The 12,058-nt window shown below is 64.4% G+C and carries 18 protein-coding genes; 14 read left to right on the top strand and 4 right to left on the bottom strand.

Going from position 1 to position 12,058, the window contains the following annotated elements; translation table 11 throughout:
- The first annotated feature begins 502 nt into the window (after positions 1 to 502).
- From ABD255_RS43560 to ABD255_RS43505, 12 genes are all read left to right on the top strand, one after another.
- The gene (locus tag ABD255_RS43560) at positions 503 to 682 is read left to right on the top strand and encodes a hypothetical protein (RefSeq protein ID WP_344222767.1); all 180 of its coding nucleotides are present in this window, start codon (positions 503 to 505) and stop codon (positions 680 to 682) included.
- Positions 683 to 962: 280 nt separating this feature from the next.
- Entirely contained in the window at positions 963 to 1,364 is a 402-nt protein-coding gene (locus ABD255_RS43555) for a hypothetical protein (protein ID WP_344222766.1), read from the top strand.
- Entirely contained in the window at positions 1,361 to 1,897 is a 537-nt protein-coding gene (locus ABD255_RS43550; protein WP_344222765.1) for a hypothetical protein, read from the top strand. The genes ABD255_RS43555 and ABD255_RS43550 overlap by 4 nt, the downstream gene beginning before the upstream one ends.
- A gap of 60 nt (positions 1,898 to 1,957) precedes the next feature.
- Positions 1,958 to 2,416, top strand: coding sequence for a hypothetical protein (locus tag ABD255_RS43545; RefSeq protein ID WP_344222764.1), 459 nt, complete (start codon positions 1,958 to 1,960; stop codon positions 2,414 to 2,416).
- On the top strand, positions 2,413 to 3,045 hold the full coding sequence (locus ABD255_RS43540; RefSeq protein WP_344222763.1) for a hypothetical protein: 633 nt from the start codon (positions 2,413 to 2,415) through the stop codon (positions 3,043 to 3,045). The genes ABD255_RS43545 and ABD255_RS43540 overlap by 4 nt, the downstream gene beginning before the upstream one ends.
- A 124-nt stretch (positions 3,046 to 3,169) precedes the next feature.
- On the top strand, positions 3,170 to 3,445 hold the full coding sequence (locus ABD255_RS43535; protein WP_344222762.1) for a hypothetical protein: 276 nt from the start codon (positions 3,170 to 3,172) through the stop codon (positions 3,443 to 3,445).
- Positions 3,442 to 4,662, top strand: coding sequence for an ATP-dependent DNA helicase (locus ABD255_RS43530; protein WP_344222761.1), 1,221 nt, complete (start codon positions 3,442 to 3,444; stop codon positions 4,660 to 4,662). Before ABD255_RS43535 ends, ABD255_RS43530 begins: the two co-directional genes overlap by 4 nt.
- A gap of 169 nt (positions 4,663 to 4,831) precedes the next feature.
- Complete coding sequence (locus ABD255_RS43525) at positions 4,832 to 5,278, top strand: hypothetical protein (protein ID WP_344222760.1); 447 nt, start codon at positions 4,832 to 4,834, stop codon at positions 5,276 to 5,278.
- Between the two features lie 302 nt (positions 5,279 to 5,580).
- The gene (locus ABD255_RS43520; protein WP_344222759.1) at positions 5,581 to 6,297 is read left to right on the top strand and encodes a hypothetical protein; all 717 of its coding nucleotides are present in this window, start codon (positions 5,581 to 5,583) and stop codon (positions 6,295 to 6,297) included.
- Between the two features lie 215 nt (positions 6,298 to 6,512).
- Positions 6,513 to 7,208 (top strand): recombinase family protein, encoded by a 696-nt coding sequence (locus ABD255_RS43515; protein WP_344222758.1) that lies wholly within the window; start codon positions 6,513 to 6,515, stop codon positions 7,206 to 7,208.
- Positions 7,205 to 7,498 (top strand): hypothetical protein, encoded by a 294-nt coding sequence (locus tag ABD255_RS43510; protein ID WP_344222757.1) that lies wholly within the window; start codon positions 7,205 to 7,207, stop codon positions 7,496 to 7,498. The genes ABD255_RS43515 and ABD255_RS43510 overlap by 4 nt, the downstream gene beginning before the upstream one ends.
- A complete protein-coding gene (locus ABD255_RS43505) occupies positions 7,495 to 8,817 on the top strand; it encodes a tyrosine-type recombinase/integrase (RefSeq protein WP_344222756.1) in 1,323 nt (440 codons plus the stop codon). Before ABD255_RS43510 ends, ABD255_RS43505 begins: the two co-directional genes overlap by 4 nt.
- 6 nt (positions 8,818 to 8,823) lie before the next feature.
- Here the strand turns inward: ABD255_RS43505 and ABD255_RS43500 are convergent, their stop codons facing one another.
- On the bottom strand, positions 8,824 to 9,015 hold the full coding sequence (locus tag ABD255_RS43500; protein ID WP_344222755.1) for a hypothetical protein: 192 nt from the start codon (positions 9,013 to 9,015) through the stop codon (positions 8,824 to 8,826).
- A gap of 226 nt (positions 9,016 to 9,241) precedes the next feature.
- Here ABD255_RS43500 and ABD255_RS43495 point away from each other — a divergent pair, with 226 nt between their 5' ends.
- Positions 9,242 to 9,385, top strand: coding sequence for a hypothetical protein (locus ABD255_RS43495; protein ID WP_344222754.1), 144 nt, complete (start codon positions 9,242 to 9,244; stop codon positions 9,383 to 9,385).
- A 223-nt stretch (positions 9,386 to 9,608) separates the two neighbouring features.
- Here ABD255_RS43495 and ABD255_RS43490 read toward each other — a convergent pair whose 3' ends face one another.
- Positions 9,609 to 9,782, bottom strand: a complete 174-nt coding sequence (locus ABD255_RS43490) for a hypothetical protein (RefSeq protein ID WP_344222753.1) — start codon at positions 9,780 to 9,782, stop codon at positions 9,609 to 9,611.
- Between the two features lie 2 nt (positions 9,783 to 9,784).
- On the opposite strand from ABD255_RS43490, the gene ABD255_RS43485 reads away from it, so the two are divergent.
- Complete coding sequence (locus tag ABD255_RS43485; protein ID WP_344222752.1) at positions 9,785 to 11,041, top strand: helix-turn-helix domain-containing protein; 1,257 nt, start codon at positions 9,785 to 9,787, stop codon at positions 11,039 to 11,041.
- 212 nt (positions 11,042 to 11,253) lie between these two features.
- Here ABD255_RS43485 and ABD255_RS43480 read toward each other — a convergent pair whose 3' ends face one another.
- Together ABD255_RS43480 and ABD255_RS43475 are read right to left on the bottom strand one after the other, a co-directional pair.
- Entirely contained in the window at positions 11,254 to 11,478 is a 225-nt protein-coding gene (locus ABD255_RS43480) for a hypothetical protein (protein ID WP_344222751.1), read from the bottom strand.
- The gene (locus ABD255_RS43475) at positions 11,475 to 11,828 is read right to left on the bottom strand and encodes a hypothetical protein (RefSeq protein ID WP_344222749.1); all 354 of its coding nucleotides are present in this window, start codon (positions 11,826 to 11,828) and stop codon (positions 11,475 to 11,477) included. Before ABD255_RS43475 ends, ABD255_RS43480 begins: the two co-directional genes overlap by 4 nt.
- Positions 11,829 to 12,058 lie beyond the last annotated feature (230 nt).

Raw genomic sequence — 12,058 nt, 5'->3', positions numbered from 1 at the left:
ACGACGGCTAGCGACGGCATGACGGCGGATAGCGGGTATGTCTGCCGAAAGCCCATGCAAACAGGGCGTTTCGGCGTCAATAGCGTGCCGATCTGCGCAGATGTCCCGACCCGTCCCTGATCGGAGCGCCGTAGCGCCGGAGTAGCGCGGCTAACCGTCGCCACACCGTCGCCCAACCATGAAGTTGTCGGTTTCAGCCGTCGCGGCTATCGTCGGTGTCGGCCGTCGTGATCGGCTGAACAGAACAACAACACACGAACCCCCTGCGCCCGCCGTTCGCGGCGTACGGTTCCCACAACGAGCGACCTGGCTGAGTGTTGCAGCCCTGTAACGTCGCTCCCCGCGTCCGCTGAGGCACGGGATTCCCAGACCATCTGGTCGCCGGGTGTCCGTGCCTCTCTTCATGTCTGGCCATCTCCGGTGATCGTGTCCCGGAGGTACAACCGTGCCCAGACCACCCCGCAAGACTCGGACCACCCCCACCCCACCGCCGGAACCGCTCATGTTCCGGAAGCCGGAAGCTGCCGCGTTGCTCAACTGCACGCCGCGCCAGCTGGACCGCTGGATCGCTGAGCGCCGCATCGGCGTCATCAAGCCAGCCGGTCCGACCGGCCCGGTGTTCATCAGTCGCGCCGAAATCGAGCGCTGCCTACAGGCGTGGTCCGTTCCCGCCGAGCAGTGAGCACCTGCATCAACCTCTGCTCGACAACATGAAGCGATTCGTTGCCAGACGCAACGACTAGCGTTGTCGAGTCGCTAGCGATTCAAGGAGGAGCAATGCCAAGAGGACGGCCAGCACCGGACTCGGTCCACCTGATGTTCTGGGCATCTCGCAGTCTGCACCGCGATCTGAGCATTGCGGCCACTCGTGAAGGCGTGACGCTCGCTGAGTTCATGCGCCGTGCGACTCAGCGCGAGATCAACCGCGTCAACCGGCGTCACAACTCGAAGCGGGATGCCGCGTGAGTCGGCCGAACGCGGAGCAGGTTGGACGTTTCAAGGCTGCTGCCCAGGCGCGACGGGCAACCCCCACCCCGCCACCGGAAGAGAAGCGGGAACCGCTCCGGGGTGGGGGTGCGCTCGGCCGCCTGCGGCAGTCCGTCTATCCGGACATCGACATCGATAACCCACTACCGACAAGGAAACGACCGATGCAAGAACGAACCCCGCAAGGCGACGTGACGCGCGATGACCAGAACTGGTCCGCGCTCGACAAGGCGATTGACGAGGCGACCGCCGAAGCGAACGAAATGCTCAACGTCCTGGGCGAGGTGCTCGATCGTGAGGCCACTCTGGCCACTGCCGAACGAGAGCGCGCCAACGAGATGGCTCGGACGCTACCGGCATTGGGAGGGAACCGATGAGCAGCTATGACCCGATTGCGGCCAGCGAGGGTGAGGCAATGACGCTGACGGAGTACCGCGAGCGAATGGACCAGCTTCCGCCGAACTCCCTTGCTCCGAAGCACTACCGGAACCTTCAAGCGTTCGGCATCAGCTACGAACGTTCACTGCGCGGCCAGCAGCAGGCGGCGTACGACCAGCACAAGGAGCAGAGCAAGGAGAACTGCGCCCAGCGGTGGGCTGAGGTCGAAGCGATCCGGGCTGAGATCAAAGACCTCATCGAGGGTGCGCGGTCGGGCCGCATTAGCGGCGCCGTGCTGCGTCGGCAGGCCACCGAGGTTCACAGGTATCTGCCGCAGGTGCGGGAGCAGGTCACGGAGCATCGTGCCGCGGAGGATGCCGCCTGGGAGGAAATCGCCAAGGATCCAGCCGAGTTCCAGGCCGAGCAGCTGGACCGGATGCCTGCGATGCGGGGCCGACTCCCAAAGCTGACGGCCGGATACCTGCAAGGCGACCGATCGGCGGCCCACGATCCATTCATCACCAACGACTAGACGAGAGGTGGGGCCGTGCCCGGTCAGGTTCAGCCCCACCCCGTCTGCGGAGACGATGCCATGAGCAACTACAACAACGACACGACGTCAAGGGTACGTCTAGCGATTGCCTCAGTCGCCGGACCTAGCCCGCGCTGGGGGAAGCCCAGCAGCTACGTCATCGACACCAACCGTGCAGAGGCGTGCGGTCCGGCCGTCCGCGTAGCTGGCGGATACGCAGAGGCGTATGGCGATGCAGCACTCATTTGCGCGAGTGCGCTCGGTGCGATCTGCCCAACCCGGCGTGCTGTCGACAAGATCGCAACGTGGATCCGTAGCGACTGGCGGAAGGCGTGCGATGTGGCCGGCATGCCGCTCGACTCTGACCCGCGCGACGTTGCAACGTTCCTTCTGGCCCAAGCCGTCATCAGCCGCAGGACACCATTCGTGGTGGTGACGGTCTGGGCGGAAGGCGTCCGGGCCCACTCGGGCATGTTCAAGGACGGCGTGATCACGATCGACTGCGGTGATGCTGCATGAGCCGGAAGATGCGGCAATACGTCTACACGAATCCCAAAGGCGAGCCTCGCATCAGCAAGGTGCGCTATGAGCCGAAGGCGTTCCGGATGTTCTCGTGGATCACCAGCGAGCGTAAGCCGGAGGGTGGATTCTGGGTCCCGAAGATCCGGGACAACCGGCTGGCGTTCTCCGAGCGGGCGATGTACCGGCTTCCCGAACTGCTGCAAGCGCTTCGATCCAATCGCCGGGTCGCGTGGTGCGAGGGTGAGAAGGACGCCGACGCCCTCGTGTCCGTAGGGGTGGCTGCAACGTCCCATTGGCAAGGTGCAAGCGAAGTCCACATCTGCCAGGCGTCGTGGTTCACGCGTGGTACCGGCCGGATCTACATCGTCGTGGACGTGGACGAAGCGGGCGCGTACTCGGGATGCCTGCGGTATGACGCGTTATGCCGAGTCGGCGTGGATCGCTCCCGGTTGCGGATTGTCGCGCCACCCCACCCCCACACAGACGCTGCTGAAGCCGTAGAAGCCGGTCTGAGGCTGCGGGACTTCCGGAGGGTGCCTCTGTCCCGGCTGAGACCTGTCGCAGCCTCCTACCTGGCACAGCGCCAGGCGCGCCGTGGGTCTAGCGACTGGCAGTCGGCGTCATGAACCGGCCGGAGCGGTGGTTGGGGTCCTCCTTGCCCATGGGTCCACCGCTCCGGCTTTCCGCTTGCAGATCTGCGGAACGGGCCGCTCCGTTTTCGGCCCGTTCCAACACCAGAAAGGAACTGCGATGAACCAAACCAAGAATATCGAGCCGTTCCGTGACCCGGACGGCGAGCGCATTGACGCTTTGGTCCAAGCAATTAGTGAGATTTCGTTCGGCGCGCCTGATGGTGGATGGGGTGGCCTGGAAGGTCTGTCCATCGCGGTCGCTGGCGAGGGCCTGGAGACACCGCTCGGTCCGGCAGTACGTGAGGGTGCGGAGGCAATCGGGCAGGGACTGGCCGATGTCGCCGACGCGATCAGGCAACTCGCCGACGCGCGAGGAAAGGGCAACGACGAATGAGCAAGCGTGACGAACTGTCGGGGCAGCAAGCCCAGGCCATGCGCCGAATCAAGCGGTGGTACGGGAGCGGTGCATCGCAGACGTACCGGCTGTTTGGGTATGCGGGCACTGGCAAAACCACACTCGCCCGAAAGGTCGCGGGCCACCTGGGGATCGGTTCCGTGATGTATGCCGCCTACACCGGCAAGGCCGCGCATGTGATGCGGAGCAAGGGATGCGAAGGCGCGTCCACGTTGCACAGCCTCATCTACCTGCCCGTGGAGAAGGTGCGCGCCGAGGCGGACGAACTCAAGGCTGAGCTCAACGCAGAGCGAAACGCCGACCGGCGCACGGAGATGCTCGACCGCATCCGGAAACTGGAGACCGACCTCAGCACTCCGGAGTGGATTGTCAATCGCGACAGTCCGTTGAGAGACGCGGATCTGCTCATCATCGATGAGGTTTCGATGGTCGATGAGGTGATGGCGAAGGACGTGCTTTCGTTCGGGGTGCCTGTGCTGGCGCTGGGCGATCCGGCGCAGCTTCCGCCGCCACGAGGCTCAAGAGCCGGGTACTTCACGGACGCCAGGCCGGACTATCTCCTGACCGAAGTACACCGTCAGGCCGCGCACTCGATCGTGCTGGAGTTCGCAACCGGAGTCCGGGAAGGCAAACGGCTCATCCCCCAGCGTTACGGCAGCAACAGCATCTACCTACCCGTGTCCAGCAAGCAGGCGATGCGGTTCGGTCAAGTCATCACCGGCACGAACCGTGAGCGTTGGCGTCGAATCCACAAGCTACGCACGCTGCACGGTCTGGACGGCGACCTGCCGGTGCCCGGCGACAGGGTGATCTGCCTGAAGAACAACCGGGACCTCGACATCTTCAACGGCCAGATGTTCTCGGTGGTCGGGTCCGAGCCGCACGGCCGCGATGGAATCTGGCTGACGGTGGAGGGTGAGGACGGCGCGGTGCTCGAAATTCCGGCATGGCGGGACGGCTTCCGCGGCATGGATCAGGAGAAGGCGTTCGAAGCTGTCGCGCACCGCAGGCGCGAACGCGCGTTTATGACGTACGGGTGGGCGATCACATGCCACAAGTCACAGGGCTCGCAATGGGGCAGCGTGCTGATCGTGGATGAGTCGCGGTGGTTCGGCAAGGACCGCGTGAAGTGGCTCTATACCGCGATCACGCGTGCCGAGTTCCGGATTGCAGTCATCACGCCCAATGGCCAGTGATGGGAGTGCTGCGGATGACGGCACGGTCCAGGCGAAGTGGGCGGTGGAGAACCCGCGCCGGTGCCGCAAGGTCGCCGTGCTGGTGTGGCGGGACGGCCGGACAGCAGCGTGCGCGTGGCCCTGCGATACGTGGGGCTGTGCGGAGTGCGCCGAGCGAAAGGTGGACGTGATGTTGCAACACCTCAAGCAGATGAACGGTGGCGCGGCGCCCTTTGTGGGGGTGCTGACGGACGCGCGGCAATGGGAGTCACGGGTGCGCATCGCGCGCCGGTCGTCGGTGCCGTATGTCGGGGTAAAACGACACGGCAATGATGCGTTGCTGGTGGCGGGTGACCGGCTGTCGGGTCGCGGGTGGGGACTGGAGCCGATGGCCTACGACGAACTCCACCGACAGGTCCTGTCGCGACCCATTCGCCGCGTCGATTGGTGCAAGGAATGGCGGCCGGTTGTCGAGGAGCGCGAGTCAAAGGCGTTGTTTCGTGTGCACTTCGGCTCGATGCGGCGCGCGGCTGAGGTGATGGACGCGGCGGGTGTGGACCGGGAGACCGGGACCGTGCCGGGTCTGACGCCTTCGGAGACTGCAGCGCTGCTCGATGAGCTTGCTAACGCTCGGTAGATGAAAGTCCGTAGTCCTAGGAAGGGGATTCGTATACGGAGAGTTAGAAAAGTCCGTAGTCCTAGGTATAGGGATTCCTCGGACTACGGACTTTCGATCCGGCCAGCCTCGCGCGTACGCGCGATCCGGAGACTACGGACTTTTAGACGAACCCACAGAAAGGCTGCAATATGACCAAGAAGAACAGGGCGAGCGGAAACCCTAGAACAGACCGACCTACGTACAACCGTTGCACTGCTACAACAAAGCACGGCGACAATGCCGGCCAGCGGTGTAAGCGTGGCGCTGTTCCAGGTGGGACGGTGTGCTCGAAGCACGGTGGCTCTGCGCCACAAGTGCGGGCGAAGGCGACGGAACGGCTGCTGGAGATGGTGATGCCAGCGCTCGCCACAGTTCGCAAGATCATGCTGAGCCCGAACACGTCGGATGCTGATGCGTTGCGCGCTGCGCAGATGATCCTCAACCGCACCGGCTTCAGCGAGCGCTTCGGGCTGGACCTGATCGCGCAACAGAAGACCGACGATGCGTGGGCGCCAATCATGGCCGATCTGCAATCTCAGTGGGGCGAGCTCACCGCCGAGCAGAAGCGCGATGCTCTCGCCGGTGGTGGAGAGTTTGCGCAACTGATGGGGCAGACAGACCGCCTGCAGCAGCAACTGACGTCATCGGGCGACGAGTGGGGGTGGGGCGAGGAACCTGCTGTGCATCAAGGCGAAGACCTCGACCAGCTGAACAACGCTGCACTACGTAACGCGAACCGTGATCAGGCCGACAAGGCGTCACGCATCCTGCGGGATGACGACGACGTGGTGAGGGGAACGGTGCTGCAGACAACCGACATTCGCCAGGGTGCATACAGCCCGGTCCGCTGGCGGAAGGAAGGGCTCGATGAGGAGTCGGAGTTGGACCCCACCCCCACCCGGAACGGCCGGACGCCAGGCAAGGCGCGGACCATCCGTGAGCGGGTCGCCGAAGGTGTCGAGGAGACCGAGCGGAGGACACGCGGCCGGAGACGGTGACGGCCGTGGTGAGGTTTGTCCGTACGGGCCTGAAGCCATGCGCCGTGGGCCGGACGCTGTCCGCCGACCTTCACGGCCCGAGAACGGCGCGTAGCGATCCTGGACCTGCGTCTCACATTCTGAGACGACCGGCGTAGAGTCGCCGCTGAAACTTCGGAATTAGCGGCGCAGCAGGTCGGAGCGATGCCGCATTCCGAAAGCGGAGAGGAGCGGAAATGCAATTAGTGGCGAGTGTTCGTGTGTCGACGCGGGAGCAGGTCGAGAATGGCGACGGCATCGACATACAGATCCGTGCAATTAGGCGATGGGCTCGGGCGAACGGGCATCGGATCGTGCATATTGCGCGGGATGAAGGCGTGTCGGGTGCGAAGGACGCGCACGAACGACCGGGGCTGACCGAAGCGCTGACGATGATCCACGACGGTAAGGCGCGCGGCCTGATCGTGCGGGACCTCGACAGGCTGGCGCGTGAAGTCACGGTTCAAGAAGCGATCCTGGCTGAGGTCTGGAACGGTCTCAACGCACGCGTATTCACCACTACTGGTGAGGTTCTGCGCGATGACCCGGATGACCCGATGCGTACGGCGATGCGCAAGATGGCCGGGGTGTTCCATGAGCTCGACCGGCTGATGATTGTGAAGCGGTTGCGCGACGGCCGGAGCACGAAGGCAGCGAAGGGTGGTCACGCGGTCGGCCGGTACCCGTACGGCTGGGGTCCGTCCGGCCCGATCAAGGCCCAACAGAAGGCTCTAGAGGTCATGCTTCGGCTTCGGGATGAAGGGCAGAGCACCCGCGCCATTGCAGAAACCCTCACGGAACAAGGGCATCCGACCGCACGCGGCGGTCAGTGGTCCTCGCCAACCGTCGCCCGCATCCTGTCCCGCCACGAGTCGGCAGGAGTCGCGGCATGACCAGGTATCGGCTCGCCGTTGCTCCACCACCCGTGGCGATCAACCGGCGCATCACACTTCGCGCCACCGACCACCCGAGCACCGACCGGAATCTCACCATCGCCACCTTCCACCGGCACTACAAGCCGGTCTACCGGGTCGCCGTCATCGACGGCTTCGGCCGCTATCCGTCCGATGCACCGACGCCCCGTGAGTTCGCTGAGCCCGAGGAGGCGCGCGCAGCAGCGAACCGTCTCCTGGCCCGTCTCGCACCTACAAGCACGCAACGTCCGAACGGAGCTGCATCATGAGTGGCCGGCAACCTCGGGCATGGGTTCGGGTGTCGCACCGCACGAAGAACCTGCACCCTTCCAAGAAGCGCTGGGAAGTGGCGTATGAGGACCCGACGCAGAACTACAAGCGCCGTACGAAGGGTGGATTCACCACGAAGGGTGTTGCCGACAAGTTGGCCGACGACTTCCGCGATTCAACGCGCAACGGCACATACGTTGATCCCGAGCGCGGTCGGCACACCTTCGCCACGGTCGCTGAGGAATACCTCGACACGACCCACTTCCCGAAGGCTCGGACAGCGGACGGCTACCGGCGTCTGCTCCTGATGAACACCGCGCCGACAGCGATCCCCGCGACGTTCGGACCCCTCGCGGTCGGTGAGATCAGCTATGAGTCCGTGTGGGGGTGGGTGAATGCCCTCAAGGCCAGCAAATCGCCGACCACCGTACGGAACAACTTCTATGCATTGCGGACGCTGCTGGACTACGCCGTCGATACGCGGCGCATCTCGGAGAACCCTGCCCGCGTCGGCCGGTTCCGCACGATGCGCGGGGTCCTTCCGCCAGTCCGCAAGGTCTCCGACGCCCAGTCGGGGTACTACCCGCTGAGCACCGATGAGGCATTCACCATCATCAGCAACCTCCCTTACCCGTACGACGTGTATGCGCTGCTGGCGGCGGATACCTGGTGCCGGCCAGAGGAACTGGCTGGTCTATGGCTCCAAGACGTGGACACGGAGCCAGGCGTGATCGGGATCAATGCAGTCGTGGTCGACGTCAACGGGCACTTGATCCGCGAGACGGACCCCAAGACCGTCAAGAGCATCCGTGAGATCGACCTGGCGCCAGACACCAACACGAAGCTCGCCGCATACGTGAAGGCCCACAGTGCACGAGCGCTTGCCGCGGGATACCCGGCGAACAAGCTGCACGAACTGCCACTATTCGTGGGCCTCAAGGAGGGACGCGCCTACGGCAGGCCGGACATCGAACGGCTCGACTTCACCAAGCCCATCCGGCACAGCAACTTCTACAACAAGTACTGGCGTGCAGCTACTCGAGCGGCCGGAGTCCCGGACTCGGTGCGGTTCTACGACCTCCGGCACGCCGGTATATCGCTGCACGTGAACCGGCTGGGGAAGGACGACGCACTCAGCCTGCCCGAGATCCAGGAGCGCGCTGGACACGCCTCCAAAGTCATGACGTTCGACCGCTACTCCCACGCCCCGAAGCGCGACACCGACCGCATCCGCCGCGCGCTGTCGGCGGCACGCACTCCCGCATCGACGGGTGGGGTGGGGCATCTCCGGGTCGTCAAGGACGGTGAAGCTGGTTAGATCGCATCAGATCTCCTCCACCGGCGTGACGATCGTGATGCTGTCGTCGTTGGGCGCGTTGCGCGAGACCACATGCCAGGACACAGCCGTCTTGCGCTTCTTGAACGTCACACGGATGCCGTTGCTGTCGAGCACCGCGATACGGACCTTGGTGCCGTCCGGTGTCGTCACGTCGAACGCCTCAACCTGCTTCGCCATGTCGTGCCCCATTTTGTCGGTGGTGCCGGATAGCGTGTCAGCCTAGCGTCTGTGGCGGCTTGCAATATCCCGAATCGATTGATCGTTTCAATCTCCCACGCCGCGCGTGTCGTCCATCGTTCTGCATCTGTTGTAGGGCAGGATGCTTTCCGGGCCGGGATTTCCCCGGACTGGCGGCGCATTGTCACTTTGAGCCGTGTCCGTCGAAAACGGAAGGAGGAACCGAATGGTCACCGCAGCTTGGCACTCGATCAAGGCCGCTGTTCACCACAACAACACGTTGTGCAACACCGGCAACAACATCGAGTCGGAGAACCGGCGTTCGGGCACCGGCGGCAAGCCGCTCTGCCACGAGTGCAGCAAGCTCTGACGCAGGGGATGTGCGTCTGAGCAAGAAGGAACCCCGGTCGTACTGAAGTGTCTCTAGCACCTCAGGTCTTCCGGGGTTCCGTCCCTATCCAATCACGAACTCGTGCCACCGGGAAAGGTGCCGCGAGCAACAACCCTCAGTGCGCAGGAAGTCGCACTGAGGGTTGTTTCGTTGGTAGGTGGGACCGGCGCGGATGCAGGGATCAACACGCCAGCCCCACCGGTCAGTCGTCCAGCCACTCCGCACCGGTGCTGTCGCGGTGGTAGCCATTGTGGTACCCGAGGACGCACCGACAGCCGGTCGTGGGGTTCTCCCCGTCGCAGTCGAAGTCCTGCGCAGCCCGCAGATCCGGCCAGTGTGTGCCGTCCTTCAGGGTTCCCCGCGTTCGGTCGTTCATGGTTGGAGCATCACCCCTACAGCGCGCCGGATCGATCATTCCCGCGTATCCCTCAGCATCGGGAGACAGGGATACAAGGCGTAGGTGACACTGGGGTCATGACGTTCGGGAGCCGTCTCCGTGAGTACCGTGATCATCGCGGGTGGTCGCTGGGTGATCTGGCGCGGGCAACCCACTTCAGCCGGTCCTACCTGTCGAACGTGGAGAACGGCCGGAAGCCAGCCACCGAGGACATCGCGCGGGCGTGTGACGCGGCACTGCGGGCGAAGGGTGAGCTCATCGCGGCAGCGAGACAGGACGCGACCGCGAAGCTCAACGACCGGCCATGGCAGACGGCCGAACTGGTCTCCAAGTTGCAGACTTCCGACACGACACCGAACACGATCGAGTCTCTGCACTCGACGGTTGAGGAGTTGTGCTGCCAGTACAACCGGCGCGACGCGCTGGAATTGCGCACTGAGGCTCACGAGTGGTTGCAGTACGTGGGAAGCCTGCTGCGGCGACCGGTCGGCCTGAAGGCACATTCGGATTTGCTGGTGGCGGGCGGGTGGTTGGCGTTGCTTGCGGGTTGTGTTGAGTACGACCTGGGGATGGGTACGGCTTCGGAGTCCACTCGGGTAGCGGCTGCTCAGTTGGGCATGGAAGCGGGGCACCCGGAGATTGTCGGGTGGGGTCATGAGATGACGGCGTGGTTCGCGCTGACTCAGGGCCGGTTCCGGCAGGCCGTCGAGGCATCGCGGCGTGGACAGGCAGTCGCCCGGGGCACCAGCGTGCAAGTACAGCTCATCGCCCAGGAAGCGAAGGCGAGAGCGCGTCTTGGAGAGTCGGGGCTGACGACGCTGCTTGAGTCCGGACGGGACCTGCTTGCAGAGTTGCCCTACCCGGACCGGCCAGACAACCACTTCAAGGTCGATCCGGCGAAGTGGGATTACTACTCGATGGACATTCACCGCATGGCGCAAGACAACGCGCAGGCGAGCGAGTACGCGACATCCGTCATCAACGACAACATCGCGCCGGACGGGACCGAGCTAAGCCCGATGCGGATCTCAGAGTGCAGACTGACACTTGCGTTCGTCGCCGGTCGTGAAGGTGACCTTGAGGCTGCTGTCGGCCTTGGCGTCGAAGGGCTCAAGGATGGCCGGCAGAGCAAGTTGCACCTGCGGATGGTCGCCAGCGAGCTTGACCAGGAGCTACGCCGCCGGTTCCCCGGTGAGGGTGCCGTGAGCGGGCTAGCGGACGCGATGCGAGCCGTCTAGCGCCGACCTTGACCCCGGAGCCCATCGCGGCGCTGGCGACGTTTGGGCGTCATGGGCTGAAGCGCCGTCTCGGTCCCTCCGGCCCATCCCGATCCCTCAAGCCATGAGATGGGCGTCTAGCCACGCACGCCGGAGCGCCTACCCTGAGACGCAGAACACCCCGGTCACTAACCCTGACCGGGGTGTTCCTGTTGCAGTGATTCAGTTGTGGGTTACGGCTGCTGTTCCGGATCGTCGTGCCGCTCCCAGGCGGTTCCGTTCGGCCAACCCGGACCGGTCCCGGTGTCGAGCCACTGCGGCGGTTCGGCCGGACTGTCGGGCAGTTCGATCACCCCGGCGTTCCGCATCAACTCTTCGAGGTCGGCCGACTGCTCCACCGCCTCATCGTCAGCCTCCACCGTGTGCTCGCGTCCGCAGTTGCAACCGGACCCCGTCATGCCGCAGCCTTCCGGGTCCGGGTGGTCTTCGCCTTCGCCGGGGTCGCCTTCTTGGCGGTGGTCTTCTTTGCCGGTGCCTTCTTCGCGGTTGGCTTGGTCGTGGGGGTGGGGGCCGCCTTCTTGGCGCTCGATGCAGCCTTCGCAGCGTTGAACTTCTTGTTCAGGTCCGAAGCCTGGAAGTGCTTGTACTGCAGTACGGCGAACTGAGCCTGCGACGGGTCGAGCTTGAACCCGAACTCCTTCTCAGCCCACTGCGCAAACAGCGCGTACTTCGCCGGGTCGGCCGCCTTGCCCCGGCTCGATGCCGGGACCGTCTGGGCCTTCGGTGCAGTCTTACGGGTCGTGCTCATCTCGGTCTCCTCCGATTCGGGTAGTTGACCAATCAACTACCTCAGCGGAGAGGTTACGCCACGCTGAGTAATCGGGCTACACGGAGGGTGACCGCCGCAGGTCGGTCGTTAGCCGTCGCCGTACCGGCGTGTGCTTGATTCGAGTCCGGTAGCGCCGTAGTAGCGCGGGACGTGATCTCGGCCAGAACGGGCGATCACGCGCGAAGCCCGATATCCCTTATAGCTGGGGG

Origin of the sequence: Kribbella sancticallisti, assembly GCF_039530625.1 — a bacterium.
GTDB lineage: Bacteria > Actinomycetota > Actinomycetes > Propionibacteriales > Kribbellaceae > Kribbella > Kribbella sancticallisti.
This window is presented reverse-complemented; position numbering and strand designations above follow the sequence as displayed.

Bases quoted from the DNA above. Each gene is read 5' to 3' on its own strand.
- ABD255_RS43490 (WP_344222753.1), bottom strand. From the start codon at position 9,782: ATGAACGACCGAACGCGGGGAACCCTGAAGGACGGCACACACTGGCCG.
- ABD255_RS43540 (WP_344222763.1), top strand. From the start codon at position 2,413: ATGAGCCGGAAGATGCGGCAATACGTCTACACGAATCCCAAAGGCGAG.
- ABD255_RS43545 (WP_344222764.1), top strand. From the start codon at position 1,958: ATGAGCAACTACAACAACGACACGACGTCAAGGGTACGTCTAGCGATT.
- ABD255_RS43495 (WP_344222754.1), top strand. From the start codon at position 9,242: ATGGTCACCGCAGCTTGGCACTCGATCAAGGCCGCTGTTCACCACAAC.
- ABD255_RS43505 (WP_344222756.1), top strand. From the start codon at position 7,495: ATGAGTGGCCGGCAACCTCGGGCATGGGTTCGGGTGTCGCACCGCACG.
- ABD255_RS43480 (WP_344222751.1), bottom strand. From the start codon at position 11,478: ATGACGGGGTCCGGTTGCAACTGCGGACGCGAGCACACGGTGGAGGCT.
- ABD255_RS43550 (WP_344222765.1), top strand. From the start codon at position 1,361: ATGAGCAGCTATGACCCGATTGCGGCCAGCGAGGGTGAGGCAATGACG.
- ABD255_RS43515 (WP_344222758.1), top strand. From the start codon at position 6,513: ATGCAATTAGTGGCGAGTGTTCGTGTGTCGACGCGGGAGCAGGTCGAG.
- ABD255_RS43560 (WP_344222767.1), top strand. From the start codon at position 503: ATGTTCCGGAAGCCGGAAGCTGCCGCGTTGCTCAACTGCACGCCGCGC.
- ABD255_RS43535 (WP_344222762.1), top strand. From the start codon at position 3,170: ATGAACCAAACCAAGAATATCGAGCCGTTCCGTGACCCGGACGGCGAG.
- ABD255_RS43500 (WP_344222755.1), bottom strand. From the start codon at position 9,015: ATGGCGAAGCAGGTTGAGGCGTTCGACGTGACGACACCGGACGGCACC.
- ABD255_RS43510 (WP_344222757.1), top strand. From the start codon at position 7,205: ATGACCAGGTATCGGCTCGCCGTTGCTCCACCACCCGTGGCGATCAAC.
- ABD255_RS43475 (WP_344222749.1), bottom strand. From the start codon at position 11,828: ATGAGCACGACCCGTAAGACTGCACCGAAGGCCCAGACGGTCCCGGCA.
- ABD255_RS43525 (WP_344222760.1), top strand. From the start codon at position 4,832: ATGTTGCAACACCTCAAGCAGATGAACGGTGGCGCGGCGCCCTTTGTG.
- ABD255_RS43530 (WP_344222761.1), top strand. From the start codon at position 3,442: ATGAGCAAGCGTGACGAACTGTCGGGGCAGCAAGCCCAGGCCATGCGC.